Origin of the sequence: Stenotrophomonas sp. Ste86 (assembly GCF_024519465.1) — a bacterium.
Taxonomy (GTDB): Bacteria; Pseudomonadota; Gammaproteobacteria; order Xanthomonadales; family Xanthomonadaceae; genus Stenotrophomonas.
Map to the genome: position 1 here is coordinate 253,371 of NZ_JALJRW010000001.1, position 26,187 is coordinate 279,557.

The window sequence follows — 26,187 nt, forward strand, 5'->3', positions numbered from 1 at the left end:
GCAGGGGCCCGATCGCGCCGGGCGCTGGGGTCTACTTGATGAAGTTGTATTGCAGGCTGCCTTGCAGCCGCACCGTGTCGCCGCGTTGTCCGCCCTGCTGCTCCAGCTGCCCGTACAACAGCTCCATGCCCATCGTCCACGACGGTGCCGGGCTCCAGATCAGGTTGAACAGGCCGTAACGGCTGCGGCGGAACGCATCGGCAGCCAGCGCTTCGTTGCGTTTGCTGTTGAGCTGGCCGTAGACCAGGTTGGACCGCCACATCGGCGACCAGTAGTGCGTGTAGCCGACGAAACCGCCCTGTAGCGAGAGCAGCGCAAGGCGTCCATCGGCGCGCACCACCGCATCCATGCCCGAGCCGGTCAGGTCGGCGGTGTAACGGGCCAGACCCGTGCCGCCCAATGCGCCAAACAGCAGCAGGTCCTGTTCGCCCACCGCGGCCGAGCCGCTCACCTGCAGCCCGCCGCCAATGCGGCGATCATCACCGGCATCGCCGTCGTAGCCCAGGCTGCGCGCCACCGCACCCAGCTGCAGGTGGCCCCAGCTGCGCTCCATGCGCGCGGTAACGGTCACATCCGGCGCCTGGTTGACCGCACCGATGCCCTCGCCCGGCGCGCTGAGCTGCGTGTCCGGATCTTCGGCGGCGATGGTCAACGTGTTGCCCTTGCCCAGCGGGAAGCTGTGGTGGATACCAGCCACCAGCAGGTAGCCGGCGCCACCGGGACCGGCGAAATCCAGCGTGTCGGGCAGGCTGTCGGCGTCCATGAAGGTCGCATAGCCATAACCTGCGTAGGTGTTGCCGAGCTGCCCATACGCGTGTCGCAGACGGAACTGGTAGCTGTCGCTGCTGCCGAAGAAATCGTTCTCCAGGTAGAAGCGCAGGTTGCCGTGCGTGGTCGGGCGCCGCGCTTCGAAACTGAAGCGCGTCTGCTTGGCATGCAGGGTGAAGTTGGATACGTCACGGTGTGGACCGCCGACCGGGATGGAGGAGGTGACGAACTGTTCCTCATCACCGGCCGCACGCGAATCGGCGATCGCATCCAGCTTGGCGTAGCCGCCGATGCGGATCAGGGTGTCGGTACCGGGGATGGCGAAAAAGCCCTTCAGCTCCGGATCGGTCGGGCCGGCGGCACTGTCCGGGCGCGAGGCCGCCGAGGACGGATCAGACACAGAATCACGTGGTGGCAGGATGGCCTGGCCGACACCGGGCACCTGTGAGGCGCCAGCCTGGGCGAGCGTGTTGACGGGTATCGGAGGTGTAGCGGGTGCGGCGATCGACGTCGCCGGAGGCAGCGGGGCAGCGGCGGCACTGGACACTGCTGGCGGCGGCTTGTTCGATTCCAGCGCGTCCAGGCGTTTCTCCATCGCCGCCAGCGTGTGCCGCAGCGACTGGATCTCCTGCCGAAGCGCGTCAGCCGAATCCTGTGCATGGGCCGGTGTGGACGACAGCACCGTCGCACAGGCAAGGGTCACTACAGCCAGGCGCATCACGTTCTCCATGAACCGCGAACCGCCTTGCCGCCGGTTTCCGATACGCGCGCGCAGGAGTCCGAACGACAACCCGGTACTGCATGGCAGGCGTCGTACGCGCATCACGCAGACGGTTGACCCGTCACGTTGCCGGCGTGGTAGTGGCCCGCGTGGGATTCCCTCCTCATCCCGGCTGGCATGACGGTTGTCGCCCGCATGCCAGCGCTTTGAGTAACAATGGCAGGGTAAGCAACCTGTGAAGCCTGGCCGTCGCTCCAATGACCGCGGAACGGTTGCATCGCGGTGAATACGCGTGGTGGCGGACGTTGTCTGCATGCACACAGCGTAGTGCGCGTGTCGTTTTCGGCCTTGATCGAGATCAACCGCCACGGGCCGTAAATGTGACCTACCGCACGCCGGCGTTGCACCGGCGCGTGGCCTTTCATCCCGCCCGTGGCATCAGCGCGGCCCCATCACCAGATCCATGTCCTTGCCCTGCGGCATGCCCGAGCGGCGGTCGAGCAGGCCCTTGTCATCCTTGAACAGGATGCCCGGCGTCCCCTGGAAGCCCATCTCGATCATCAGTTCCTGGTTGGCGTTGAGCTTGTTGGCCACCTCGGTGGACAGCTTCGCCACCGGCTTGATGCCGCCCTTGTCGAAGGCATGCTCGTTCTCCAGCAATGCCGCGCTGGGATTGGGGGATGTCAGGATCGCCGCGGCCTTGGCCGGGCTGTCCTCGCGGATCACGCCGACCATGATGTGGCGCAGCTGCACCTTGCCACTGTCCACCCACGGCCGCGCCGCTTCCCAGAACCGATGGCAGTATGGACAGTTGGCATCGCTGAAGGTGTACACCACGCGCGGCGCATCGGCGCGACCGTCGCGCACCCACGCGCTGGCGTCGAGCTTGCTCCACATCCGGTCGGACATCGGCTTGGCCGCGAGCTTCTCCATCGCCGCCGCGCCCACTTCCTCGCCCTTCTCGTCGAACAGGCTGCCCACCAGCACATGCTTGCCATCGGGGGTCACGTAGGCGGCCGCCGGCTGCTGGCCCCCCACCACGCCGGCGAACCCACGCAGGCCACCGGGTGCATCGAACTCGCCGAGCACTTCGAAGCCATGCTTCTCGATGCCCTTGAGCACGGCCGGCCGATCACCGGTCTTGGCCGCCTTGGCCGCCTTGTCAGTGGTGGCCGCGGGCGCCTGCGGCGACTGCGCCTGGCTGCAGCCGGCCAGCGCCATCAGCAGGGCCGTGGCAAGCAGGGAGCCCAGCGGGCGCGAGGATGTCAACAACATGGCAACTCCTGGTATCAGCAAAAGGGGGACGCGCCGCGCCTCAGCGCAGCGCGTCAAGCCGTGCCTGCAGGCCGGCCGCACTGAGTTCCCCCATGTGCAGGCCCTGCAGACGGCCGCTTGAATCGAAGAACAGGGTAGTCGGATACGCGTGCACCTGCAGCCGTTCGGAGGTCAGGCTGTCAGGATCCAGCAGCACGTTGTGCAGCGACAGGCGCTCACTGGCCAGGAACTGCTGCACCTCCTCGACCGTTTCTCCCTGGTTGACGAACACGAAGCGCACCGCCGGATCACGCGCCTGCGCGTCGGCGAAGATCGGCATTTCGCGGCGGCACGGGCCGCACCAGCTGGCCCACAGGTTGACCACGACCGGCTGGCCGCCCTCCCCGCCCAGCTTGGCCGGTTGCCCTTGCAGCGACTGCAGGGCAAGCGCGGGCAGCGCGATACGTGACTGCTGCAGCTGCGCCATGCCCAGCGACAGTCCGATCCAGCACAGCACCCCGGCCACGGTGCCGGCCCACACCGGTCGTCGCAGCGCTGGCCAGCGCTGCAGACGCCACATTCCCCAGCCGATGCCCACCAGCAACGCCAGCCACGGCAGCAAGCCACCATCGCCCACCCGCAGCACCGCCCATGGATCGGCCAGGTAATCGCGCCAGTGCAGCATCACGAAACCCACGCGTGCGCCCAACAGGCCAAGCAACAACATGTCCAGCAGCAACGCACCCGGCTTGGGCTGGCCCTCCTGCAGCGGCGGCCGCAACCAACGCGCCACACCCATGGCCAGCAACCCGCCCAACACGACCCACACCACGCCCAGCGGTACCGGGCCAACACTGCTCATCATCCAGCCATCTCCGGTGCCGCAACGTCCCACGCCGCGAAACCTGTATTCGTATCGACCCCGACCGCATGGTCCCAGCCCGTCCCGGATCGGGCAAGCCGCAACCGCACATACGACAACGGCAGGCCGCATGCGCGTACCCGCCGTTGCATCTACGTCCTGCCTGCTGGCACGGCGACGTCAGGCCGCAGACCGCATCGGCTCTTCGACATCACGCGGTACGCTGGTGCGCGTGCGCTCACCGCGACGCTGCACGAAGATCTGCCGGCGATAGCGTGCCGGGGTCACCCCGACGATACGCAGGAACAGACGGCGGAATGCGCTCTGGTCGGAATAGCCAACCGCCCACGACACTTCATCCACTACCCCACCGGCCTGCAGCAACAACTGCGCCTTGGCGATGCGCAGGCGCTGGCAGTACTCGATCGGACGCAGCCCGGTGGCCTTGAGGAAACGCCGCTGCAGGGTGCGCGGCTCCAGCCCGGAGGAATCGCAGATGTCCTGCAGCGTCACCCCGCGCGCGGCGATGGTATGTAGCCAGCGCTGCGCCTTGAGGATGCAGCGGTCACCATGGGCGAAGTTGGGACTGAAGCGTTCCAGGTCGTCCTGCACCGCGCGCGGGATCACCAGTTGCAGCTGCGCGATCGCCTCGGCCATCACGCTCTGTCCGTACACCCGCGCAAGCAGCCGCAGGCTGAGGTACTTCCACGCATCCACGCCGGACGCACTGAGCAGGTCGCCGTCATCGACCAGGGCACGATCACCCTGCAACCAGCTCGGGACCATCGAGGCCAGCGAGGGGCAACGCGCCACGTCCGGCAGGCTCACCGTGCGTCCGGCCAACACGCCGCTGGCGGCCATCAGCAGCCCGCCTTCATCGCAGCCGGCCAGCACGCTTCCGCCATCGTGGCAGTCGCGAAGCCACGCCAGCATGCGCTCATCCGGCGGCGCCAGCGGCCAGCTCGGCTCATTGCCGGGCACGACCACGATCGCTGGCGGCGCATCACCGAACAGCTCGGCACCGGCGACCCGCTGCACACCCCGGCTGGACAGCGTCCACCGGGTGACCAGCATCCGCGCGCCCTGGCGCTTGACGGCCGCAGCTGTGCGGTTGCAGCGCTGCGCCAGTTCGGACAGCACAGGCGCCGCTGCCCTCAGGCTGCCGGGGTACTCGAGCACGGCCACTTCCATCAGGACCGGCGATGCGCTCCTGGGGACAGTCGACAGGGGGGTGAAGGGTGCATCCATGGGCAAGCTCCTCAAGCAAGATCTGTAACCAGCGAAACCCACGTGGGACAAGGGATTTCCGCGAATCTGATCGAGCCTACGGAGGCGGCGGCGCGGCGGCTATGAAACTAGTTGTATTTTTCGGTCCAGGCGCGACATCGGCAGGCTGCCCTTCAGCAACCCTTGACTCTTGACCAGACTCCAGGGTTTACGCTGCGCCCAGCTCTTCAACGAGGTGGACATGAACATAGGACAGCTCGCACGCGAATCCGGCGTGCCGATCGACACCGTGCGCTATTACGAGCGCCAGCACCTGCTGCCCACCGCGCGCCGCAGCGCGGGCGGCTACCGCGTCTTCGACGGCAACGACCTGACCCGGCTGCAGTTCATCCGGCGCGCCAAGGCCCTGGGCTTCACCCTGGAAGAAATCGGTGAACTGCTCAGCCTGAGCGACCAGCGCGGCAAGGACATGGGCCAGGTGCGCGACAGCGCCGTGCACAAGCTGGCCGACATCGAACAACGCATCGTCGAACTGCAGCGCATGCACGGCGCGCTCAAGCACCTGGTCGACGCCTGCCCCGGCCACGGCGAGCTCGCGCAATGCCCGATTCTTGCCGCCCTGACGGAGTCCCACCCATGAACCATGACCACCGCCACGGCGGCGGCAGTTGCTGCAGCAGCACGCCGGCGCCCGCACCGGTCCCGGCACACGGCAGCCGCTGCTGCGGCAGCAAGCCACCTGGCGACGCGCAGACCGTCAAGGATCTGGTCTGCGGCATGGACGTGGATCCGGCCACCACGGCCCATCATGCCCGCCACGATGGCAGCGACTACCCCTTCTGCAGCGATGGCTGCCGCCGCAAATTCATCGCCGAGCCGCAGCGCTATCTCGATCCGTCATCGCATGTGGCCGCGCCGGTCCCGGCCGGCACGCTCTACACCTGCCCGATGGACCCGCAGATCGTGCAGGAAGGCCCCGGCACCTGCCCCATCTGCGGCATGGCGCTGGAACCGATGATGCCCAGCCTGGACGAGGGCGAGAATCCCGAACTGACCGACTTCCGCCGCCGCTTCTGGTGGAGCCTGCCGCTGAGCGTGGCCACCATGGCGTTGGCGATGCTGGCAATGACGCCGTTGTTGCGCGGCCTGTCGCCCGACCTGCGGGTGTGGATCGAACTGGCGCTGGCCACCCCGGTGGTGCTGTGGGCCGGTTGGCCGTTCCTGCAGCGCTGGGCGCAGTCCATCGGCAACCGCAGTCCGAACATGTGGACCCTGATCGGCACCGGCGTGCTGGCTGCCTACGGCTACAGCGTGGTCGCCACGATCGCGCCGGACCTGTTCCCTGCTTCCTTCCGCCAGCACGGCCATGTCGGGGTGTACTTCGAAGCGGCCGCAGTGATCATCTCGCTGACCCTGCTGGGCCAGTTGATGGAACTGCGCGCGCGTGCCAAGACCTCGGCGGCGATCAAGGCGCTGCTCGGCCTGGCCCCGAAGACCGCTCGGGTACTGCGCGAGGATGGCCACGAGGAAGATGTCGACATCGGCCAACTGCAACCGGGCGACCGCCTGCGCGTGCGCCCCGGCGAAAAGGTGCCGGTTGACGGCACCGTGCTGGAAGGCCGCTCTTCCATCGACGAATCGATGCTCACCGGTGAGGCGGTGCCGGTCGGCAAGGGCGTCGGCGACAGCGTGATCGGCGCCACCCTCAACGGCACCGGCACCCTGGTGATCCGCGCCGACCGCCTGGGCGATGACAGCATGCTCGCGCAGATCGTGCAGCTGGTGGCGCAGGCCCAGCGCTCGCGCGCACCGATGCAGCGCCTGGCCGACAGGGTCGCTTACTGGTTCGTGCTGGCGGTGCTGCTGGCCGCGGTGCTGACGTTCTTCGGCTGGGGCCTGTTCGGACCGGAACCGTCGTGGACCCATGGCGTGCTCAGTGCGGTGGCCGTGCTGATCATCGCCTGCCCGTGTGCGCTGGGCCTGGCCACGCCGATGTCGATCATGGTCGCCACCGGTCGGGCCGCGCAGCACGGCGTACTGTTCCGCGACGCCGAAGCAATCGAGGCGCTGCGCCAGATCGATACGCTGGTGGTGGACAAGACCGGCACGCTGACCGAAGGCCGACCGCAGTTCCGCGACGTACAGGCCGTCGCCCCGTTCGCCGTCAATGAGGTGCTGCAGTGGGCGGCGAGCCTCGACCAGGGCAGCGAACATCCGCTGGCCGCGGCCATCGTGGCCGAAGCCAGGCAACGCGGCGTGCCGTTGTCGCCGGTGGCGGCGTTCGATTCGCTGACCGGCATGGGTGTGCGTGGCAGCGTGGACGGCAAGCCGATGCTGCTGGGCAACGCAGCGCTGATGCAGGAACAGGGTATCGCGCTGGACGCCCTGCGTGAGCATGCCGCAGGCCTGCGTCGCGCCGCTGCCAGCGTGATGTACCTGGCCGTCGATGGACAGCTTGCCGGGCTGCTTGCGGTGGCCGATCCGATCAAGGCATCCACCGCCGAGGCGATCGCGGCGCTGCATCGCGACGGTCTGCGCATCGTGATGGCCAGCGGCGACGGCATCGCCACCGCCGAAGCGGTCGCGCGCGAACTTGGGTTGGACGAGGTGCACGGTGAAATGCGCCCGGCCGACAAGGCCGCGCTGATCCGCACGCTGCAGGCGCAGGGACGCAAGGTGGCGATGGCCGGCGACGGCATCAACGATGCACCTGCACTGGCCACGGCCGATGTCGGCATCGCGATGGGCAACGGCACCGACGTGGCGATGTCCAGCGCGCAGGTCACGCTGGTCAAGGGCGACCTGCGCGGCACCCTGCGTGCACGCCAGCTGTCCACCGCCAGCGTGCGCAACATGCGCCAGAACCTGGGCTTCGCCTTCCTCTACAACGGGCTCGGCATTCCGGTCGCGGCCGGCCTGCTGTATCCGCTTGGGATCACGTTGTCGCCGATGCTGGCGGCCGTGGCGATGAGCTTGAGTTCGGTGTCGGTGATCAGCAACGCGTTGCGTCTGCGTCATCAACGTTTGCCGAGTGCATGAAATGCGATTTTTCGCTTGCCAATCCAAAACGCCATCGCTATGATTCCGCTCCTCACGACGTGGGGCCATAGCTCAGCTGGGAGAGCGCCTGCATGGCATGCAGGAGGTCGGCGGTTCGATCCCGCCTGGCTCCACCACTTCTAGGCCGATTGAAAGTGCAGTGACAAAATGTGAAGTTTCGTGCGTCCCCATCGTCTAGAGGCCTAGGACATCACCCTTTCACGGTGGCGACCGGGGTTCGAATCCCCGTGGGGACGCCAATTGAAAAGCAGAAAAGCCTCGGCTCCGGTCGGGGCTTTTTTGTGTTTCTTTTTCCGTCCGCGTGGCGGGCATGCAGCGTGCTTTGATCTTTTTCAAAGCGGTGGTCGGTGGATCGGGCGCAGGGGCGCCACACCCTTTCCGGCGAATGTCCTCCGGCGTCGGCCTGCCGCCGCCCCCTCCCCCTTTATTTCGCCTCCAAGGGCATGGCGCCCCTGCGCCCGACCCACCGGCGGAAGTCGGAGAAGCCTTGCTCCCCGCCTGTACCGCAAGCCGAGCCCCGTAGCGGCCGGTGGGCTCCTGGGCAAAATAAAGGAGGAGGCCGCCAGGCCGGGGGACATTTGCGCCAGGGGCCTACCGGCTGCTGCGGGGCCCTCACGCTCGCGGCATGCTCGAACGAAGACAACGCACCATATCCACGGTGCACCCGCATCACCGAGGCACACGCAGATGGCCGCGCTCAATCCGCTGCGGCCGTTGCAACAGGACGCTCGCCTCCATTGGGAGAGGAGCCTCTTTTGTTGGGGTGCATTCGCGGTGATCCGCGTCTGCATTGCTCCGGTTGCCGAGCATGGCTCTGCACTACCGATTCGCGTGCTTTTTTCTTCGCTGTTGCAGAAAAAAGACTTGGCGCGCGCTTCACATCCGCGTAGAATTCCGCCTCCAGCATCGTGGGGCCATAGCTCAGCTGGGAGAGCGCCTGCATGGCATGCAGGAGGTCGGCGGTTCGATCCCGCCTGGCTCCACCAATCCAGACCTTAGGCCGTCTGGGTGTGTTGGAAACATTGATGAGTTTTATGCGTCCCCATCGTCTAGAGGCCTAGGACATCACCCTTTCACGGTGGCGACCGGGGTTCGAATCCCCGTGGGGACGCCACTCATCAACGACATCAGGCCCGGTTCGCCGGGTCTTTTTGTCACCGCCTCCAGCAGTTTCGTTTGGTCTTCCACAAACGTGAACAGGCAGGTATAGTAGGCGGCTCGCAGCATCAACGTGGGGCCATAGCTCAGCTGGGAGAGCGCCTGCATGGCATGCAGGAGGTCGGCGGTTCGATCCCGCCTGGCTCCACCACTTCTCCGGACACAGGCCGTCCGACAGAAGCCAAAATTCGGTTTAACGCGTCCCCATCGTCTAGAGGCCTAGGACATCACCCTTTCACGGTGGCGACCGGGGTTCGAATCCCCGTGGGGACGCCAGCTTCAACAAACAGCCCTGACTTCGGTCGGGGTTTTTTGTTTGGACGCGCCTTGCAGGTGCCGACCGTGGGTTGACGAATAAAAAGCTTCCCATCCCGCCAAAACGCCATTATGATAGGCGGCTCGCAGCATCAACGTGGGGCCATAGCTCAGCTGGGAGAGCGCCTGCATGGCATGCAGGAGGTCGGCGGTTCGATCCCGCCTGGCTCCACCACTTCTCCGGACACAGGCCGTCCGATAGAAGCCAAAATTCGGTTTAACGCGTCCCCATCGTCTAGAGGCCTAGGACATCACCCTTTCACGGTGGCGACCGGGGTTCGAATCCCCGTGGGGACGCCAGCTTCAAACAAACAGCCCTGACTTCGGTCGGGGCTTTTTGTTTTCAGCCGATGACCTTGGCCATCCCCACCGATCGCGGCGCGGTTTCCACGAACCCGAACTGCGCATACAGGGCATTGGCCTGCCCGTCGGCGATCAGGCTCACATACGCGCCCACCGCATTGGCGTGCAGCCACTGATCCAGCTGCTGCATCACCGCCTTGCCCAGCCCCCTGCCCTGCCATTGCGGCAGCACCGCGATATCCACCACCTGCAGGAAACACCCGCGATCGCCGATCAGCCGGCCCATCGCCAGCAGGCGTTCGCCGTCGCGAATACTCACCCCGAACACCGTGTTGGGCAGGCCCACCGTGGCCGCCGCCAGCGACTTCGGGCTCAGCCCGGCCAGCACCCGCAGTTCACGGTATTCGGCAACGCTCGGCGGATGGGGGAAACACTGCAGGCCAGCAGGCAGGGACATGGCGGAACGCACTCCGGTGAACGGGCCATCAGCATGCACCTTCCCTTTCTCATCGGGTGCGACCAATCGCCTTATCCTGTGCGCATGTGCTACTCCGCCCAGATCCGCGCCGATTACACCAAGCTGGTCCGCGAGTACGGGGCCATGATGTCGCTGGACGAATTCGCCCAGCTCTACGCCCACGACGCCGGCAAGCAGCGCCCCAAGACGCCCAAGGCCATGGACGATGGCTTCGCCGGTGCGCGCACCGCGCAGGGCCAGGACATCGTGGCAAAGATCCAGCAGTGGCACGCCGAGGAAATGCAGACTCTCGACCAGGAGATCCGCCTGCAAAGCGCCCGCCTCACTGCGGCCGAAGCTGCCCTGGCCGCCCGCCCGACGCAGAAGGCCCGCAACGAGGCGCGCATCGCCGGCAACCGGGTCGAACGCGCGCAAGCGCGCCTGGATGACCTGCGCCGCAGCGGGTTGCTACCGCGCGACAGCCGCATCTTCCCCGGCGTATACGCGCCGGTGATCGTGTCCGAACACGGCCAGCGCGTGATCAAGCCGATGCGCTACCAATGCCGCCTGCCGGACAAGCCAGCGCGTAACGACACCCTCTACCCCGGCACCTACAACGCGCGCCGCGACAGCCTGGAGTCCTACTGGAAGAGCGCCTTCGGACATCGCCACGGCGCAGTGGTGGTGCAGTCGTTCTACGAGCATGTGCCGCGCCACGCGCTCGAGCAGCGCGCACTGGCGCCCGGCGAGAAGCCGGGTAACGTCGTCCTGGAATTTCGACCGCAGCCACCGCGCGATCTTTTGATCGCCTGCCTGTGGTCGGAGTGGGAAGGCCCGGAAGGACGCCTGCTATCGTTCGCCGCGATCACCGATGAACCGCCCCGCGACGTCGCTGCGGCCGGCCACGACCGCTGCATCGTGCCGATCCGGCCGGAATACCTGGATGCGTGGCTCAATCCGGACCCACAGGACCTGGCCGCGCTTTACCGCATCCTGGACGACCGCGAACCGGTCGACCTGGCGCACACCGAAGCGGCCTGAGCCGCCGCGGTCAGCTGGCGACCGAGGCGCCCTGCAGCGCGCGCGCCAATGCCGCAATCAACTCGGCGGTCAGGTACGGTTTGCTCAACACCACCCCCGCACGCAGCGCCGCCGGCAGATGATCCGGGGCCATACCGGTGGTCAGCACGAACGGAATCCCGCGCGCACTCAGTGCCTCGGCGACGGCTTCACTGGTCTCATTATTGGCCAGCCGGTAATCCAGCAACGCCACCTGCGGCTCGCTTGTGCCCAGCAGGCGCAATGACTCGGCAACCGAGGCGGCGAGGCCCACGACAACGGCGCCGGACTGTGCCAGCTGCATCTGCAGTAGCGCCGCGCTCATCTCGTCGTTCTCCACCACCAGTACGCGCAGATCCTGCAACGTGCTCATTCCGGCTCCCTGTATGGTTCAGCGCGATGAGTATAGCGTGCCGGTCCGATGACGCCCGCATGCGGTCTGAAGCATTCAGGCCTCCCCAGACCGTCTCAAGTTGTATACACTACGCGGCCAGCCAGCCGAAGTGGCGGAATCGGTAGACGCAGCGGACTCAAAATCCGCCGCCCTTAAAAGCGTGTGGGTTCGAGTCCCACCTTCGGCACCATGGAATTGCAAAGGCCAGATCCGACGGATCTGGCCTTTTGCGTTTTGGGGTACCGGGGCACCCTTTCGGCGAAGTACCGCCCATGCCGCACGCCCCGCTCAGATACCCCTGGCAGCCCGTCCGGGAACTCGCCATCTGCCCCGCTACCTCACCCGCCTCAATGCGGCATTGAGCATCCGTCGTGTGGAAAAGCGGAACTGGCGGGAACAGTTTCAGCGCGCGCAGTAGTTGCCCAGGCTGACCCCGAAGCTGGCGCGGAAGGCGCGCAGGAACGTACCGGCATGCTTGAAGCCGATGGCGGGGGCCACCTCGTCAACGGACATGTCGCCGCGACGTACCCGGGCAGCGGCGTGCTCGAGCCTTACCCGCGTCCCGAACTGTTGCGGCGATTGATCGTAGGCAGCCAGAAAGGCTTCGGAGAAATAACGGGTGGGCAGGCCTACCCACTGCGCCAGTTCGCGCGCGCTGACGGGGCGCTCGAGGTGGCCGTGCATGAACAGACACGCGTTCTGCAGGCAGGTCAGGACATGGTGCTTGCGCACCATCGAGGGTCCAGGGCAGCGCGCCGCCCGCGAAGCGATGTCCCGCTGCAGCTCGGCCATGAGCAGCAGCAGGGGGCGCGGGTCGGTGGGACGGTTCACGTCGGTGCCCCGCCCTCCGGCGATCCGACGCCACAATCGCGTTGCCATCTGCAGGTCGCCACGCGGCATCCGGCCCATGCCGGGGTATAGCGGGGACGCACCTGCACCCAGCGCGGTCGGGGTATCGGCACTCATGCAGACGCCCACGCACATGCCGAGGTGCCCGGCCTGAAGAAGCGGCTCGGCTGCGCGCCCGAGCATGAGCCATCCACCGCGACGCAGCTCGAAGCGGCCTTCCGCACTTTGGATGACGGTAGTGCCGCGCAGCTGCATCCACAGCGTGGTGACGCCTGGCGGTATCCGCACCGGTTCGCCGGAGGAATCACCGGGAATGGGCATTGCGCTGCATTGCCGTGCCGTCCCGCCGGCGTACCGGGACAGACGTGGACCGACCACGGCGACGGCCGCACAGTTCATGGTGAGCGGCGCGCGATATGGGGGACGCAGCCTTCCGGCGCCCAATCGGTGCGCGAGACCGCAGCATGCGAGCGGGTCGTGCATCGCCACCCCGCCTCGGCCGTGTTGTAGTCCAGGGCGACGAAGTCGAAGCGCGCGCCGCCACAATAGAGATGTGCGGTGCGTGCAGAGGCGATGATGTCCACGACGATGGTGGTGCACAGCGAGGCCGGCCCATTGAGTCCGACCGCAGCAGGATCACTGACGTAGTCCCACGGTGATACATGGGTCGCAAGGCGCTCGGCGCCGGCCTTGCCTTCGGAGATCTCCGCCAACATCGCACTGATACGCGCGCGTGCCGTGTGGTTGCGGTAGCCGGGAATGGCGAAGGTGAGCAGCACGGCCAACGTGCCCACGGCAATGATCAGCTCGATCAGCGTGATACCGCGCTGGCGCGGTGGCATGGCGAGGCGTTGATTGACGGTAGCCCGTGGCGTGGACAGGTGCGTGGGTGTCACAGCGATGACGGCGTTTTCAAGGAAAGCGACCATGGCTTGGCGTTGATGGCCAGTGGCCGAGGCCGCGCGATGCGCCGCCTCGGCCACTGGTTCATCCCGCACGACTATCAGGGCGTAGTGCTGCGGCAGTTCGACGGCAGCAAGGTCTTGTCCGACATCGAGCCGGAGCAGCTCCAGGCGCCCTGGATGTCCCGTGCCAGGGTGAGCGTACCGTTCACCTTGCCACTCCCAACCAGGGTGCAGATCAGGCTGGCCGCACCGGTCGGCGCCATGGTCAAGGCAATGTCACTGCACCGGGACGTCTGGTCGGTCATGCCGATGTCGCCCAGGTCCGACGTCGTCGGCCCGCCCTCGGCGTAGATCGTCTCCACGCCAAGCTTGCCCGGGGTCAGCTCAGCCAGCGCAGCCGAGGTCTGCGACTTGGCGACATAGTTCTGGTACTGCGGCAGGGCGACGGCCGCCAGGATGGCGATGATGGCGACGACGATCATCAGTTCAATCAGGGTGAAGCCGCCCTGGCGTGCCTTGGCGTGGGTTCGATTGAGAGGGTTCATTTTTATCCTTGAAAGCGTGGGTGGTGAGTACAACTGACTGCATCTGCGCAACCCGAACGTGGGTGGAACGCGTGCCGACAAGGAGACCACCGCGCCCCCGAAAGGCGCCATGCAAGGAGTGGTAAAAGCACGTTGAATGACGTGTTTTGCAAGGATTTGCAGCTAGCGTCATGCCATGCAGCAACGACCACATTGGTGCTGGCCGCATTGCCAATCGACGACGCTTTATCAGCCGGCAACGCGTCATGGCGATGCGCACAAGCTCGGTGTCCGCGCCGAGGCCGACCGGTTCACCCATGCCTACGAGCAGGGCCTGGCAACCGCACCCCGCCCGCATGTCGGCGCCGCAGGGTGCGCGTGGGCTAGACCAGCCGCAGCGTTGGATGCGCGCCGTGCATGGCCACCACACCGGCCGTGCGCGCGGCGCCCTGCCCGGCATCCACCCGGAACGCCGCCACGGTCTGCAGCAGCTGGGTGGCCTGCTCTTCCATGCTGCGCGCGGCGGCCGAGGCTTCTTCGACCAGGGCCGCATTCTGCTGGGTGCCCTCGTCGATATGGTCGACGGCCTGGTTGATCTGGCCGATGCTCTCGCTCTGCTGCTGGGCCGCGGTGCTGATCTCGGTGATCAGTGCGCTGACCCGCTCCACGTTGACCACGATCTCATCCATGGTGCGGCCAGCGCTTTCGACCTGCCCGGTGCCGGTGCCGACCTTCTCCACCGAATCGGCGATCAGCTGCTTGATCTCCTTGGCGGCGCTGGCCGAGCGCTGCGACAGCCCGCGGATCTCGGTGGCGACCACGGCGAAGCCGCGGCCGTGTTCGCCTGCTCGTGCCGCTTCCACTGCGGCATTGAGCGCCAGGATGTTGGTCTGGAAGGCGATGCCGTCGATGACCCCGATGATGTCCACGATGCGGCGCGAGGACTGGTTGATCAGCGCCATGGTCGAGACCACTTCATGCACCACGTGCCCGCCCTGCGCGGCCACGTCGACCGCACCACTGGCCAGCTCGCTGGCCTGGCGCGCGTTGGCGGCGGTCTGATGCACGGTGGCGGCCAGTCCCTTCATCGAGACGGCGGTTTCCTCCAGCGACGCCGCCTGCTGTTCGGTACGCTCCGACAGGTCGCTGTTGCCCTCGGCAATCTCGCTGGCGCCCACGGCAATGGTGTCGGCGGCGAACTTGATCTGGCTGATGATGCCCGCCATGGCCTCGACCAGCGCGTTGATGCCCTCGCACAGTTCGGCGATCGGCCCGGTCTTGTCCTGCGTGGCGATATGCCCGGTCAGGTCACCGCCCTTGGCGGCCGCGACCACTTCGCGCGTCTGCGCGACGGCCTGCTGCATGGCGTGGGTATCGCGCACCTGTGCGGTGATGTCGGTGGCGTATTTGACCACTTTGAACGGACGCCCGTTCATGTCGAAGATCGGGTTATAGGAGGCCTGGATCCAGACCTCCCGGCCCCCCTTGCCCAGCCGTCGATACTGGCCGGCGTCGTACTCGCCGCGCCCCAGCTTTTCCCAGAACTGCCGGTATTCCTGGCTCTGCCGGTACTCGGGCTCGACGAACAGCGAATGGTGCTGGCCGCGCACTTCCTCCAGCGTGTAGCCGGTGGTGGCCAGGAAATTATCGTTGGCCGACAGGATGCGTCCGTCCAGGCTGAACTCGATCACCGCCTGCGACTTGTTGATCGCCGCCAACTGGCCGGAGAAATCGGCCGCCTGCTGCATCTGCGCGGTGATGTCGGTGGCGAACTTCACCACCTTGTACGGACGCCCGTTGCCGTCCAGTACGGGGTTGTAGGAGGCCTGGATCCAGATCTCGCGGCCGCCCTTGCCCAGCCGCCGGTACTGGCCGGCATCAAATTCGCCCCGCCCCAGCGTGGCCCAGAAATCACGGTATTCCGCGCTCTGCGCCAACGCCGGTTCGACGAACATCGCATGGTGATGGCCCTGGATCTCGTCCAACCGATAGCCGACGGCCTGCAGGAAGTTGTCGTTGGCCTGCAGGATGGTGCCGTCCAGGTCGAACTCGATCACCGCCTGCACCCGATGCAGTGCGGCAACCTGCGCTTCCAGCTCGCACTGGCGGCGCTGTGCAAGTGCGTTGGCGGAACCGCGCGCGTCGCGGCGGGCCACGAAAGGCGCCACCAGTGCGCGCCAGGGCGAGCCTGCGCCGGCGTCGGCGACCTGTTCCTGCACAGGCGCGTGCATGCGTGAAATATGCATCATGTGATCCTCGGTGCCCGGTTGCTGGGATCCGACGGGCGCACCGCCCGGCGGCATATCGTCTGGCTTGGGGACTACGAAGACGTCAGTGGGGTGACGTCACGGCAGCGGCATGTACAACATGGTCCTGCTTCCTGCAGACGCTTTGTTGCAACGGCATGCGGTCCAGGCCACACGAGCGGGGCAGCCACGGGCCAACGCGGAGCCAAGCGACGGCGGCTCCAGTAGGGATATCGACAGGCATGGCGGAAGCTTTAGCGGCAGGCGGGCCGCACCGACCACGGGCGTTGGCTACCCTTCCCCGCCCTCGCTGCTTTCCACTGCGTCGAGCGGGTCGGGCAGTTGCCCGCCGCTCGGGGTTTCCACCTGGACGTTGTCGCGCCCCTCGGCCTTGGCCCGGTAGCACTGGGCGTCGGCAGCGGCGACCGCGTCGTCCACGCTCATGCTGCCGCCGATCGCGGCGATACCGATGCTGGCCCCGACCCCCAGCCGCTGCAGGTCCCAGGGAATGGTCAGGCCGCGCACCGACTCGAGCAGGTCGCTGGCGATGCGGCGGGCACGCTTGAGCGAACAGCCGGCCAGGATCACCGCGAACTCGTCACCGCCCAGGCGCGCCACGATGTCCGAGTCGCGCACGCCATGGCGCAGCACGTTGGCCACCGCCCACAGCATGGCATCGCCGGCCAGGTGGCCGTGGTTGTCGTTGATCGGCTTGAAGTTGTCCAGGTCGATGAACATCAGCGAGGCCGACTGCCCGGTGCGCGCCACGCGGGTGATCGCCTGCTGCAGGTGGGCCTCGAACCCCCGTCGGTTGCTCAGTTCGGTCAGCGGGTCGACCTCGGCCAGGTGCCGGGCCTCGCGCTGGCGCGCACGTTGCTGGGTGACATCGCGGATCACCCACACCGCCCCGCTGGTCTTTCCGTCTTCGCCGCGCAGCCAGGCGCGGGTCACATCGACCGGCAGCAGCCGCGCGCCGACAGACAGCAGCAGGTCCGAGTGCAGGTCCACTGCGTTGCTTTCCGGGTCCAGCAGCACGGCGATGTCCAGCGGCGAGCGCGGGGCGTACTCGGTGGTCAGCTCCATCACGTCCTGCACCTGGCCGTTGGTCAGCGGCGCGGCGCCGGCGCCGGCCAGTGCGCGGGTGGCGGCCGCGTTGGCGTACTGGATCTGGCCGTGCAGGTCCAGGGTGAGCACCATGTCGGCCACCGCATCCAGGGTGATGCGGGTGCGCTGTTCGGACTCGCGCAGTTGCTGGCCGCTCTGGCGTTGGGCGGTGACGTCCTGGATCTGCGAGACGAAATGCAGCGGTTCGCCGTTCTCGGCGCGCACCAGCGACACCGACAACCGTCCCCAGACGATGTTGCCGGCCTTGCCCAGGTAGCGTTTGTCCATGTGGTAATGGTCGCGACGCCCCGCCAGCAGATCCCCGACCAGGGCCAGGTCGGTGTGCAGGTCATCGGCGTGGGTGAGGGTCTGGAAATCGATCTCCAGCAGCTCGGCGCGGGTATAGCCGAGAATGCCGCACAGCGCGTCGTTGACGTCCAGCCAGCGGCCTTCCAGCGACACCAGCGCCATGCCCAGCGCGGCCGAGGAAAACGCTCCAGCGAATTTCTCCGCGGCCAGGTAAGCCTGCTCGCGCACTTCCAGCATCGGAGTGATGTCCACCGCCATGCCGACATACCCGATGCGGTTGCCGCCGGCGCAGTCCAGCGGACTGATCGACAGGCGCACCTGGCGGCGCTGCCCGTCCTTGCGCACGAAGGTCCACTGGTGCGACCAGGTACCCTGCGCGGCGCGCGCGGTAAGCGCCTCGAAAACGGTCGGCAGGCGCCCGTCCGCATCGGCTTCAGGCTGCAGGTAAGCCTGCATTTCCACCACATCATGGAACAGGCCCGGATTGACCCGGCCGATCACTTCGTCCGCTCGATAGCCCAGCAACTTCTGCGCGCCGGTGTTGAACAGGTTGACCACGCCGTCCACATCGGTGGCGATCACCGCCACTTCGTCGGACGCATCCACCACCGCCTGCAGGCGCTGGCGCATGTTGGCCGCATCCTGGCGCGCGTTCTGCAGGTCGGTCACATCGGCATGCGCGCCAGCCATCCACAACGGGCGGCCCTGCGCGTCCCACTCGTAGACGCGGCCGCGGTCCTGCACCCAGATCCAGTGCCCGTCCTTGTGGCGCATGCGGCACAGGCTGTCGTAGTGCGCCGACCGGCCTTCCAAGTGGTCGTGCAACAGCGCGTTGGACTTGCCGAGGTCATCGGGGTGAACCAGACGGAAGAAGGTCTCCGGGGTGATCGGCGCCAGTTCGTCGCGGGTGTAACCGACAATCTGCGCCCAGCGCTCGTTGATCCGCATCTGACCGGCCTGGATGTTCCACTCCCAGGTGCCGGCGGCGGTACCTTCGATGATCATCTCCAGCCGTCGGTGCTGCTCGGTGATGTCGCGCAGCGCCGCGTCGATGCTGTGTTCGGTCGCGGGGTCGCGGCGGCTCATGGGCACGGCCACGCGCACGGCGCCGTGTGGCGTCGTGCGTCGGTCCGCCTTGTCAGGTCCCTGGTCATACGGCCTCCCCGCCTGCCCAAGCTACGGGCATTGAAGGCGAAGTGTGAACAAAGCCGGGTGAAACCAGAAGTGCCATCGGTCCAGACAGGCCCGGGGCCGCCCGAAAGCGTCCCCGCTCTGGACCCGCCGCCGGCTCAGCCGCCCCGTTTGGCGCGGGCGAAGGCGTCGGCCAGGGCATTGTTGGCCGGCGGCGTGGCGCTGCCCGGACGCGGCCCGGCGGGGGCGCCACGGCCCCCATTGCGCGGGCCACCGCCACCGCCCGCATCCCGACGGCCGCCGCCGGCCGGGCGCGCATCACGCTCGCCGGGGGCCTTGGCCGGGGCCGGGGTGTCATCCAGGCGCCGGGTCAGGGCGATGCGCTTGCGCGCCACGTCCACCTCCAGCACCTTGACCTTGACGATGTCGCCGGCCTTGACCACGTCGCGCGGATCCTTGACGTAGGTATCCGACAGCGCCGAGATGTGGATCAGACCATCCTGGTGCACGCCGATGTCGACGAAGGCACCGAACGCGGCCACGTTGCTGACCACGCCTTCCAGGATCATCCCGACCTTGAGGTCCTTGAGCTCTTCCACGCCATCGGCAAAGCGTGCGGCCTTGAACTCCGGGCGTGGATCGCGGCCCGGCTTTTCCAGTTCCTTGAGGATGTCGCGTACGGTCGGCACGCCGAAGGTGGCATCGGTGAACTGTTCGGCCTTGAGCCCGCGCAGGAAGCTGCCATCGCCGATCAGCGCCTTGATCGGGCGCGCGGTGGCGGCCACGATGCGCTCGACCACCGGGTAGGCTTCGGGATGCACCGAGGAGGCGTCCAGCGGCTGGTCACCATCGGCGATGCGCAGGAAGCCGGCGCACTGCTCGAAGGTCTTGTCGCCCAGCCGCGGCACCTTGAGCAGGTCCTTGCGGCGCTTGAACGGACCGTTGTCATCGCGATGGCGGACGATGTTCTCGGCCACGGTCGAGGACAGCCCGGATACCCGCGACAGCAGCGCGGCCGACGCAGTATTGACGTGCACGCCCACCGCGTTGACGCAGTCCTCCACGCGCGCATCCAGCGCGCGCGCCAACCGGTACTGGTCCACGTCGTGCTGGTACTGGCCCACGCCGATCGCCTTCGGATCGATCTTGACCAGTTCGGCCAGCGGGTCCTGCAGGCGGCGGGCGATCGACACCGCGCCGCGGATGGACACGTCCAGGTTCGGGAATTCCCTGGCCGCAAACTCTGAAGCCGAGTACACCGATGCACCGGCCTCGCTGACCACGATCTTCTGCACCTTCGTATCACCCAGTGCCTTGATCACCTCACCGGCCAGCTTGTCGGTTTCGCGGCTGGCGGTGCCGTTGCCGATCGCGATCAGATCCACGTTGTGCTGCACGCACAGCTGTTTGAGGGTGTGCAGCGACTGGTCCCACTGGCGGCGCGGTTCGTGCGGGTAAATGGTGTCGGTGGCCACCAGCTTGCCGGTCGCATCGACCACGGCGATCTTGCAGCCGGTGCGGATACCCGGGTCCAGCCCGAGCACCGCCTTGGGGCCAGCCGGTGCGGACAGCAACAGGTCCTTGAGATTGTCGCCAAACACCGCGATCGCCTCGGCCTCGGCCTTCTCGCGGGCCTGGTTGAACAGATCCAGCAGGAGGTGCATGTGCAGCTTGGCGCGCCAGGTCATGCGGCACGCATCCAGCAGCCAGCGGTCGCCGGGCCGGCCTGCGTCGCGGATCCCGGCGTTGTGCGCCACCCGGCCTTCGCCGTATTGGTGGCCGGCCTCGGCGTCGGGGCCGGGGTCCAGTTCCAGGAACAGGATTTCCTCGCGCCGCGCGCGGAACAGCGCCAGCAGGCGGTGCGAGGGAATCTTCGCCAGCGATTCGGCGTGTTCGAAGTAATCGCGGTACTTGGCGCCCTGCTCTTCCTTGCCCTCGGCCACGCGCGCCCGGATCACCCCGTTCTCGCCCAGCCAGGTACGCAGTTCGCCGACCAGCGCGGCATCTTCGCCCCAGCGCTCCATCAGGATCGCGCGGGCGCCTTCCAGCGCGGCCTTGGTGTCGGCCACGCCCTTGTCGGCATCGACGAAGGTGGCACCGAACACCTGCGGGTCCAGGTTTGGATCGGCGAGCAGGCCATCGGCCAGCGGCTCCAGCCCGGCTTCGCGCGCGATCTGCGCACGGGTGCGGCGTTTGGGCTTGTACGGCAGGTACAGATCCTCCAGCCGCGACTTGGTGTCCGCACCGAGAATCTCGTTGCGCAGTTCGTCGCTGAGTTTGCCCTGCTCCTCGATACTGGACAGCACCGCGGCGCGGCGGTCTTCCAGCTCGCGCAGGTAGGTCAGGCGGCTTTCCAGGTTGCGCAGTTGGGTGTCATCCAGGCCGCCGGTGACTTCCTTGCGGTAGCGGGCGATGAACGGGACGCTGGCGCCTTCGTCCAACAGGGCGATGGCGGCACGTGCCTGGGCAGGCTGGGCGCCGATTTCATCGGCGATGGTCTGGGCGATCTGCTGGGCGAGCTTGATGTCAGGCATTGCTTCCGGCCGGAGCCGCAGTGCGGAAAGACCCGATTGTGGCAACGCCGGGCGGCGGGGGGAAGGCGTTGACAGCACGCGCCTAACCTGTCGCCGTAAGGTAGTGCCGGCCGCTGGCCGGCTATACGTGCCGTTGGGGATTGCCTGGAGCCGGCCAGCGGCCGGCACTACGCGTGGTCGGGTATTGCATGCAGCCGGCCAGCGGCCGGCATTACGTATGGTCGGGTATTGCCTGGAGCCGGCCAGCGGCCGGCACTACGTATGGTCGGGTATTGCTTGGCGCCGGCCACCGGCCGGCATCACCGATATCAGGTTCAGCGATACAGCTGCGACGTACGTTGATGGACGATGTCGTCGCGCATCGACTCCAGCGCCATCACCCGGATCCGGCCGATCCCCTGCAGTTCCATGAACCGTTCGGTATAGATCTCCGGGCCCTGGTCGGTCTCGGCCCGCGACTTGCTGAAACCGTGCGGTACCAAACCTTTGTCGCCATCCTTGCTACCACCGACATAAAGAACGATTGCCATGTGATGTGTTCCTCCAATAGAGCATCGTGCAGATACAACAACCATCAGCTTACCGCGCCGAACCTGACTGATTCGTCATTTAGCCTAATAACCATTGTTTGCATGCAGATGACGTCGCATTGCACGACGTTTTATTTACGCCGATTTAACGCGTGGATAACGGCCACCAGCCGCGTCCAGTGAGCGCATATACATCGGCCGCGCGCTCGAACGGATTGCGCGCGCTCACCCCGCCGCAGAGCAGGTACACCGGCAGATACAACGGGCCCAGCACCAGGTACTGGTAAACGTGGGCACGCTCATGGTCGTGCAGGCCGATCACCGGTTCGCTGCAGTGGCCGGCCTGATGGGCGTAGGTGCGGCAGGGCACGTCCAGCACCGGGCCGGTGTGCAGGATCACGTTGCCCAGGGTGATCGCCCCGCCCGGCCCCCACGGCCAGTCACGGAACACAACGGCAAGGTCCCTGCCGTTCCACGACGGGCGCGCGCCGGCCACCATCCCGGCCAGGCCGCCGATCAGTCCGATCAGGGTATTGGGCGCGGTCCACAGCGCGCCCAGCCCCTGCAGGACGCGCAGCGCCACTGGCGGCAGGCTCAATCGGCCTCGTTGGGAATCAACAGCCACAGGATCAGGTAGACCAGGATGCCGGGGAAGGCCGCCGACAGCACCGAGACCAGCACGAACAGCACCCGCACCAGGGTGGAGCTCCACCCGAAACGGTGTGCGATGCCGCCCATCACCCCGGCGATCATGCGGTCGTTGAGCGAGCGCGACAGCGGGCGTGGGGTGGCATTCATGGCAGCGGTCTCCGGCAGGCGATGGCGGACTGTAGCGCGGACGATGTCTACGGGGTGCGTTGACGCAGGGCCTTCAATTTCGCCCCGAACCACACCGCCGCGGTCTGCTCGGGCTGGCCCGGGCAGGCGATGCGGTAGGGGGTGCCACTCATGCTGCTCTGGCTGGCGGCCCGTTCGATGAACTGCTCGGCGGTGTCCACCTTGTCCTTCTTCAGCAGGTAGTCGTACTTGCGCTGCAGGTGCGCGCGCGCCTCGGCGGCGTCGTGCCAGCTGCCGTTGCGCTGGAAGCGGCAACTGGAGCCATCCAGTGCGCCGATCAACCCGGCGATCTCGCGGCGGGCGCTGTCACTGGGGGCGGCCTGGGCGATGCCCGGCGCGAGCAGCGCCAGTGCCAGCCACGGCAGGGAAGTCAACTTCATCGGGAACGTTCCTTCAACCAATCGGTAATGGTAGCGGGCACTTCGCGCTGGGCGCGCCCGGACACATAAATGCCGATGTGGCCGCCCCGGAAACTGCTTTCGGTGTAGTCCGCACTGCCGATCCGCCCGCGCATCGCACATGACGCATCCGGCGGCACCAGGTGGTCCTGTTCGGCGTAGATGTTCAGCACCGGCAGGGTCACCTGGGACAACTGGACGGTTTCCTCGCCGATGCGCACACCCTCGTGCATCAGCCCGTTGCCTTGGTAGAACTGCTTGATGAAGTCGCGGAAGGTCTCCCCGGCCAGGTCGGGCGAATCGAAGATCCACTTTTCCATGCGCAGGAAATCTTCCAGCGCAGCCTTGTCATCGAGGATGTCGAGCAGGCCCACGTACTTCTGCACGTTCAGCCGGAACGGCTTGAGCATCAGGTAACTGGCGTTCATCAGATCGGCCGGGATGTTGCCCAGCGTGTCCACCAGGAGGTCCACATCCACTTGCCGGGCCCAGTGCGAGAGCATGTTGTCCGGGGTCTGGAAATCGACCGGGGTGACCATCGTGATCAGGTTGGCCAGCTTGTGCTGGCGCAGGGCGGCATAGCACAGCGCAAATACCCCGCCCTGGCAGATGCCGAGCATGTTGATCGGCGCACCCGACTGCGCCTGCAGGTGATCCACCGCGCCATCGAGGAAACGCAGCAGGTAGTCCTCCAGGGTCTGGTAGCGCTCGGAGCGGTCCGGGTAGCCCCAGTCCAGCACATACACGTCGTGGCCCAGCGCCAGCAGGCGCTGCACCAGCGAGCGGTCGGCCTGCAGGTCGACCATGTACGGGCGGTTGACCAGCGCGTAGACGATCAGCAACGGGGTGGCATGCACCGGCGTGTCGGTGCCGACGAAGCGGTACAGCGCCACCTTGCCGTCGCGCCAGATTTCCTCGCGCGCGGTGGTCCCATAGTCCACGTCATCCACCGACGGCAACAGGGTGAGCCCGTCCAGCAGCTTGCGCTGCATGGCCAGGGTCTCCTGCAGCAGGTCTTCGGCATTGAACCCCAGCGGCCCTTTCATGGCGCGCGGGTCCTCTTCGATCTGGACGACGCGGATGTTGCGGCTGCGGGCTTGGCTGTGGGCTTGGTCGCGGACTTGCGGACAGCTTTCTTCGCAGGGGCCTTCGGCGCCTTGGCCGACGCTGCAGGTGCAGCCGCCGGCGAGGCGGCGGAAGCGGCGCGCCTGCGACCCGGTGGCGGCGTTGCCGGCGCGGGTGTTTTCGGGACTGGCGCGTCGCTGCGATGCGCGGATGACGCCTTCGGCGCACCACCTGCCGCCATGCGCCGAACCAGACGCTCCAGCTCGGTGATGCGGCGATGCGCGGCGTCCATCTCGGTGCGGGTCGGCATGCCGATCGCCTCGCAGATCCGCTCGATCTCCTGCTGGGTGGCCGCGCGCAGACGCATCTGCGCATTGCCGAGCGAGGCGTAGACCTGCTGGAACGGCTCGGACAGGGCGACCTTGGCATAGGCCTCTTCAGCCGCCTCGATCCACAGGTCGAACATCGCCCGTGCGCTGGTCAGCTGGTTGCCCGGCTGCTCGTGTTCGGCCAGGCGCTGCTCGAACAGCTTGAACGCCTCGTCGAGCGCCTGCTTGATCTGATCCACGTAGTCGCTGGAGTGCGCCTGGTACTCCTGCTGGGCGCGCAACAAGGCCTGCCAGCGCGCCTGATGCTCGCGGCCGGGGCCGAATGCCGGGCTCTGCAGCCACGGGCCCAGGTCGCGCTGCAGTGCTTCCAGCAGCTTCAGCAGATCCGGGCCACCGGCGTGCGTCTGCCCGCGCGCGCCCTGCAGCATCCACTGCAGCAGCCCGTCGCCCTGGCCTTCCACCGCCTGCTTCCAGGCCTGGGCTACATCAGCGCTGCTGGCATCGCGGCCGGCGAACTGCGCGGCCACCTGCTGCATCGTGCCGTACCAGCCACCGGCCTGCTCGCGGAAGCGGTGCACCGCCGCATCGGCCGGGCTGCTGGTGGCAGTGGGCATCATCTGCGCCCACCAGTCGATTGCCTGCTGCCAGCTGCCCTGCCCCGACGCGCCGGGACCGGCTTGGCCAGGGGGCACCGCGGCATGTCGCAGAGCGTCACCCCAGGCGCTGAAGTACTGGCGCGCCAGGGCTTCAACGTCGCCCGCGTTGCTGCCGCTGCCGGCGGTGCTCATGACACGGTTCCCCGCAGGATCGAATCGAACGACATGGGCGTGTTCGGGCTCACGGCTTGGGGATGCGCAGGGTCTTGCTGATCATCAGCGACCCGGACAGTGCGAACAACAGCACCATCGGGTGCAGCTGCCACGGGCCCAGCTGCCAGCGGCCCAGCCACAGGTCATGCCCGATCGCGCCCATGCTGGCGGCCACCGCCAGCACCACCACCAGCGCCAGGCTGGTCGGAATCGGCGTGCCCTCGAAATACGGCACCTTGTCACCCTCCCCGGCCAGGGCCTCGGCAGTCACGTTGTAACGCGCCAGCCGGCTGACCCCGCAGCACACGAAATAGCTCAGCACCAGCCAGTCCCAGCCCCCCTGCATGCCGCAGGCATAGGCCAGCGCGGCCGGGGCCACGCCGAAGGAAATCACGTCCGACAGCGAATCCAGCTCGCGGCCCAGGGTGGAACTGGACTTGCGCCAGCGCGCGATGCGCCCGTCCAGCGCATCGAAGATGAAGGCCAGCGGGATCAGCGCCATGCCGAACAGCAGGTAGCCACGCTGCCCGTCCTGCAGGAAGCGCATCGCGGCGAACACCGCGCCGGTGCCGCAGAAGGCGTTGGCCAGGGTGAACCAGTCGGCCAGGTGGAACTCGCGCAGCATCGAGAAGTGACGTTTCATGGAAGATCTGTAGACGGCAGTGGCAAGAGAGTACCGCGAGCGGCCCGAACCGTGACAGAGCGGCGCCCCGTTCGCAGGGTGCGGATCGGACTGATCGCGTTACCTCGACCTTCACGTGGCCACGACCGGCGGTGAATTTTTGGCCACCCATCTTGACAGCGAGAACCGGCGGGGGCTGCCGGGGCTTATCCACAAAGTTGCGCACCAGTCATCCACACCCCCTGTGGACAACTCAATCTCAATAGTCGCGACGGTGGTGATTTTTTGATCACCGGCTGCCATCGCCGCGCGGGTCCGGCGGCGAAAAAGACCGCCCGGATCGCACCGCTCGGCTAAGCTGGCCAGTGGACCCGCCGCCGCCACGTCCTGCCCGCCCACCGCGACAGGAGCCTTGTG

Annotated in this window: 22 protein-coding genes and 9 tRNA genes; 12 read left to right on the forward strand and 19 right to left on the reverse strand. The window is 67.0% G+C overall.

Annotation, left to right across the window (positions count from 1 at the left end):
• Window positions 1-31: 31 nt before the first annotated feature.
• The 4 genes from NR101_RS01125 to NR101_RS01140 form a co-directional block, all read right to left on the reverse strand.
• The gene (locus NR101_RS01125) at window positions 32-1,486 is read right to left on the reverse strand and encodes a DcaP family trimeric outer membrane transporter (protein WP_256774158.1); all 1,455 of its coding nucleotides are present in this window, start codon (window positions 1,484-1,486) and stop codon (window positions 32-34) included.
• A gap of 441 nt (window positions 1,487-1,927) precedes the next feature.
• Window positions 1,928-2,764 (reverse strand): thiol:disulfide interchange protein DsbG, encoded by an 837-nt coding sequence (gene dsbG, locus NR101_RS01130; RefSeq protein ID WP_256774157.1) that lies wholly within the window; start codon window positions 2,762-2,764, stop codon window positions 1,928-1,930.
• Window positions 2,765-2,804: 40 nt separating this feature from the next.
• Window positions 2,805-3,605, reverse strand: coding sequence for a TlpA disulfide reductase family protein (locus NR101_RS01135; protein WP_256774156.1), 801 nt, complete (start codon window positions 3,603-3,605; stop codon window positions 2,805-2,807).
• 180 nt (window positions 3,606-3,785) lie between these two features.
• Entirely contained in the window at window positions 3,786-4,853 is a 1,068-nt protein-coding gene (locus NR101_RS01140; protein ID WP_256774155.1) for a helix-turn-helix domain-containing protein, read from the reverse strand.
• Window positions 4,854-5,073: 220 nt separating this feature from the next.
• On the opposite strand from NR101_RS01140, the gene NR101_RS01145 reads away from it, so the two are divergent.
• The 10 genes from NR101_RS01145 to NR101_RS01190 all read left to right on the forward strand — a co-directional run bounded on the left by NR101_RS01145 (window position 5,074) and on the right by NR101_RS01190 (window position 9,665).
• Window positions 5,074-5,472 (forward strand): heavy metal-responsive transcriptional regulator, encoded by a 399-nt coding sequence (locus tag NR101_RS01145; RefSeq protein WP_256774154.1) that lies wholly within the window; start codon window positions 5,074-5,076, stop codon window positions 5,470-5,472.
• Window positions 5,469-7,871, forward strand: coding sequence for a heavy metal translocating P-type ATPase (locus tag NR101_RS01150; RefSeq protein WP_256774153.1), 2,403 nt, complete (start codon window positions 5,469-5,471; stop codon window positions 7,869-7,871). The genes NR101_RS01145 and NR101_RS01150 overlap by 4 nt, the downstream gene beginning before the upstream one ends.
• A gap of 61 nt (window positions 7,872-7,932) precedes the next feature.
• Window positions 7,933-8,008, forward strand: a tRNA-Ala gene (locus tag NR101_RS01155).
• Window positions 8,009-8,055: 47 nt separating this feature from the next.
• Window positions 8,056-8,131: transfer RNA gene (locus tag NR101_RS01160), tRNA-Glu, on the forward strand.
• Between the two features lie 671 nt (window positions 8,132-8,802).
• A tRNA-Ala gene (locus NR101_RS01165) sits at window positions 8,803-8,878 on the forward strand.
• 52 nt (window positions 8,879-8,930) lie between these two features.
• Window positions 8,931-9,006: transfer RNA gene (locus NR101_RS01170), tRNA-Glu, on the forward strand.
• 119 nt (window positions 9,007-9,125) lie between these two features.
• Window positions 9,126-9,201 (forward strand) — tRNA-Ala (locus NR101_RS01175).
• Window positions 9,202-9,250: 49 nt separating this feature from the next.
• A tRNA-Glu gene (locus tag NR101_RS01180) sits at window positions 9,251-9,326 on the forward strand.
• A 138-nt stretch (window positions 9,327-9,464) separates the two neighbouring features.
• Window positions 9,465-9,540: transfer RNA gene (locus tag NR101_RS01185), tRNA-Ala, on the forward strand.
• A 49-nt stretch (window positions 9,541-9,589) separates the two neighbouring features.
• Window positions 9,590-9,665 (forward strand) — tRNA-Glu (locus tag NR101_RS01190).
• A gap of 43 nt (window positions 9,666-9,708) precedes the next feature.
• On the opposite strand, the gene NR101_RS01195 is transcribed toward NR101_RS01190, so the two are convergent.
• Window positions 9,709-10,125, reverse strand: a complete 417-nt coding sequence (locus NR101_RS01195) for a GNAT family N-acetyltransferase (protein WP_256777210.1) — start codon at window positions 10,123-10,125, stop codon at window positions 9,709-9,711.
• Window positions 10,126-10,209: 84 nt separating this feature from the next.
• On the opposite strand from NR101_RS01195, the gene NR101_RS01200 reads away from it, so the two are divergent.
• Window positions 10,210-11,166, forward strand: a complete 957-nt coding sequence (locus tag NR101_RS01200; RefSeq protein WP_256777211.1) for an SOS response-associated peptidase family protein — start codon at window positions 10,210-10,212, stop codon at window positions 11,164-11,166.
• Window positions 11,167-11,176: 10 nt separating this feature from the next.
• Here the strand turns inward: NR101_RS01200 and NR101_RS01205 are convergent, their stop codons facing one another.
• Window positions 11,177-11,557 carry a response regulator gene (locus NR101_RS01205; RefSeq protein WP_256777212.1) on the reverse strand — a complete coding sequence of 127 codons (381 nt, stop codon included), beginning with the start codon at window positions 11,555-11,557 and terminating at the stop codon, window positions 11,177-11,179.
• 124 nt (window positions 11,558-11,681) lie between these two features.
• Between NR101_RS01205 and NR101_RS01210 the strand changes: the two genes are divergently transcribed.
• Window positions 11,682-11,768: transfer RNA gene (locus NR101_RS01210), tRNA-Leu, on the forward strand.
• 212 nt (window positions 11,769-11,980) lie between these two features.
• Here NR101_RS01210 and NR101_RS01215 read toward each other — a convergent pair.
• The 13 genes from NR101_RS01215 to NR101_RS01275 all read right to left on the reverse strand — a co-directional run bounded on the left by NR101_RS01215 (window position 11,981) and on the right by NR101_RS01275 (window position 25,791).
• On the reverse strand, window positions 11,981-12,748 hold the full coding sequence (locus tag NR101_RS01215) for an AraC family transcriptional regulator (RefSeq protein WP_256777213.1): 768 nt from the start codon (window positions 12,746-12,748) through the stop codon (window positions 11,981-11,983).
• A 74-nt stretch (window positions 12,749-12,822) separates the two neighbouring features.
• Window positions 12,823-13,410: a prepilin-type N-terminal cleavage/methylation domain-containing protein gene (locus NR101_RS01220; RefSeq protein WP_256777214.1), complete on the reverse strand. Its 588-nt coding sequence runs from the start codon at window positions 13,408-13,410 to the stop codon at window positions 12,823-12,825.
• A 20-nt stretch (window positions 13,411-13,430) separates the two neighbouring features.
• Window positions 13,431-13,877, reverse strand: coding sequence for a pilin (locus tag NR101_RS01225; RefSeq protein ID WP_256777215.1), 447 nt, complete (start codon window positions 13,875-13,877; stop codon window positions 13,431-13,433).
• Window positions 13,878-14,239: 362 nt separating this feature from the next.
• The gene (locus NR101_RS01230) at window positions 14,240-16,102 is read right to left on the reverse strand and encodes a methyl-accepting chemotaxis protein (protein WP_256777216.1); all 1,863 of its coding nucleotides are present in this window, start codon (window positions 16,100-16,102) and stop codon (window positions 14,240-14,242) included.
• A 291-nt stretch (window positions 16,103-16,393) separates the two neighbouring features.
• Window positions 16,394-18,601 carry a PAS domain S-box protein gene (locus NR101_RS01235; protein WP_256777217.1) on the reverse strand — a complete coding sequence of 736 codons (2,208 nt, stop codon included), beginning with the start codon at window positions 18,599-18,601 and terminating at the stop codon, window positions 16,394-16,396.
• Between the two features lie 203 nt (window positions 18,602-18,804).
• Window positions 18,805-21,180, reverse strand: coding sequence for a Tex family protein (locus tag NR101_RS01240; protein WP_256777218.1), 2,376 nt, complete (start codon window positions 21,178-21,180; stop codon window positions 18,805-18,807).
• Between the two features lie 314 nt (window positions 21,181-21,494).
• Window positions 21,495-21,710, reverse strand: a complete 216-nt coding sequence (locus NR101_RS01245; RefSeq protein ID WP_256777219.1) for a hypothetical protein — start codon at window positions 21,708-21,710, stop codon at window positions 21,495-21,497.
• A 145-nt stretch (window positions 21,711-21,855) separates the two neighbouring features.
• Window positions 21,856-22,308 (reverse strand): hypothetical protein, encoded by a 453-nt coding sequence (locus tag NR101_RS01250; protein ID WP_256777220.1) that lies wholly within the window; start codon window positions 22,306-22,308, stop codon window positions 21,856-21,858.
• A complete protein-coding gene (locus NR101_RS01255; RefSeq protein ID WP_256777221.1) occupies window positions 22,305-22,508 on the reverse strand; it encodes a PspC domain-containing protein in 204 nt (67 codons plus the stop codon). Before NR101_RS01255 ends, NR101_RS01250 begins: the two co-directional genes overlap by 4 nt.
• 47 nt (window positions 22,509-22,555) lie before the next feature.
• Window positions 22,556-22,927, reverse strand: coding sequence for a YfeK family protein (locus tag NR101_RS01260; protein WP_256777222.1), 372 nt, complete (start codon window positions 22,925-22,927; stop codon window positions 22,556-22,558).
• The gene (gene phaC / locus NR101_RS01265; RefSeq protein WP_256777223.1) at window positions 22,924-23,991 is read right to left on the reverse strand and encodes a class III poly(R)-hydroxyalkanoic acid synthase subunit PhaC; all 1,068 of its coding nucleotides are present in this window, start codon (window positions 23,989-23,991) and stop codon (window positions 22,924-22,926) included. Before phaC ends, NR101_RS01260 begins: the two co-directional genes overlap by 4 nt.
• Window positions 23,988-25,127: a class III poly(R)-hydroxyalkanoic acid synthase subunit PhaE gene (gene phaE, locus NR101_RS01270; protein ID WP_256777224.1), complete on the reverse strand. Its 1,140-nt coding sequence runs from the start codon at window positions 25,125-25,127 to the stop codon at window positions 23,988-23,990. Before phaE ends, phaC begins: the two co-directional genes overlap by 4 nt.
• Before the next feature lie 49 nt (window positions 25,128-25,176).
• Complete coding sequence (locus tag NR101_RS01275) at window positions 25,177-25,791, reverse strand: phosphatidylcholine/phosphatidylserine synthase (protein WP_256777225.1); 615 nt, start codon at window positions 25,789-25,791, stop codon at window positions 25,177-25,179.
• Window positions 25,792-26,187: the final 396 nt, after the last annotated feature.

Bases quoted from the DNA above. Each gene is read 5' to 3' on its own strand.
- phaC (WP_256777223.1), bottom strand. From the start codon at position 23,991: ATGAAAGGGCCGCTGGGGTTCAATGCCGAAGACCTGCTGCAGGAGACC.
- phaE (WP_256777224.1), bottom strand. From the start codon at position 25,127: ATGAGCACCGCCGGCAGCGGCAGCAACGCGGGCGACGTTGAAGCCCTG.
- NR101_RS01150 (WP_256774153.1), top strand. From the start codon at position 5,469: ATGAACCATGACCACCGCCACGGCGGCGGCAGTTGCTGCAGCAGCACG.
- NR101_RS01260 (WP_256777222.1), bottom strand. From the start codon at position 22,927: ATGAAGTTGACTTCCCTGCCGTGGCTGGCACTGGCGCTGCTCGCGCCG.
- NR101_RS01225 (WP_256777215.1), bottom strand. From the start codon at position 13,877: ATGAACCCTCTCAATCGAACCCACGCCAAGGCACGCCAGGGCGGCTTC.
- NR101_RS01195 (WP_256777210.1), bottom strand. From the start codon at position 10,125: ATGTCCCTGCCTGCTGGCCTGCAGTGTTTCCCCCATCCGCCGAGCGTT.
- NR101_RS01140 (WP_256774155.1), bottom strand. From the start codon at position 4,853: ATGGATGCACCCTTCACCCCCCTGTCGACTGTCCCCAGGAGCGCATCG.
- NR101_RS01230 (WP_256777216.1), bottom strand. From the start codon at position 16,102: ATGCATATTTCACGCATGCACGCGCCTGTGCAGGAACAGGTCGCCGAC.
- NR101_RS01275 (WP_256777225.1), bottom strand. From the start codon at position 25,791: ATGAAACGTCACTTCTCGATGCTGCGCGAGTTCCACCTGGCCGACTGG.
- dsbG (WP_256774157.1), bottom strand. From the start codon at position 2,764: ATGTTGTTGACATCCTCGCGCCCGCTGGGCTCCCTGCTTGCCACGGCC.
- NR101_RS01240 (WP_256777218.1), bottom strand. From the start codon at position 21,180: ATGCCTGACATCAAGCTCGCCCAGCAGATCGCCCAGACCATCGCCGAT.
- NR101_RS01135 (WP_256774156.1), bottom strand. From the start codon at position 3,605: ATGAGCAGTGTTGGCCCGGTACCGCTGGGCGTGGTGTGGGTCGTGTTG.
- NR101_RS01125 (WP_256774158.1), bottom strand. From the start codon at position 1,486: ATGCGCCTGGCTGTAGTGACCCTTGCCTGTGCGACGGTGCTGTCGTCC.
- NR101_RS01145 (WP_256774154.1), top strand. From the start codon at position 5,074: ATGAACATAGGACAGCTCGCACGCGAATCCGGCGTGCCGATCGACACC.
- NR101_RS01200 (WP_256777211.1), top strand. From the start codon at position 10,210: ATGTGCTACTCCGCCCAGATCCGCGCCGATTACACCAAGCTGGTCCGC.
- NR101_RS01215 (WP_256777213.1), bottom strand. From the start codon at position 12,748: ATGCCCATTCCCGGTGATTCCTCCGGCGAACCGGTGCGGATACCGCCA.
- NR101_RS01245 (WP_256777219.1), bottom strand. From the start codon at position 21,710: ATGGCAATCGTTCTTTATGTCGGTGGTAGCAAGGATGGCGACAAAGGT.
- NR101_RS01235 (WP_256777217.1), bottom strand. From the start codon at position 18,601: ATGAGCCGCCGCGACCCCGCGACCGAACACAGCATCGACGCGGCGCTG.
- NR101_RS01205 (WP_256777212.1), bottom strand. From the start codon at position 11,557: ATGAGCACGTTGCAGGATCTGCGCGTACTGGTGGTGGAGAACGACGAG.
- NR101_RS01255 (WP_256777221.1), bottom strand. From the start codon at position 22,508: ATGAATGCCACCCCACGCCCGCTGTCGCGCTCGCTCAACGACCGCATG.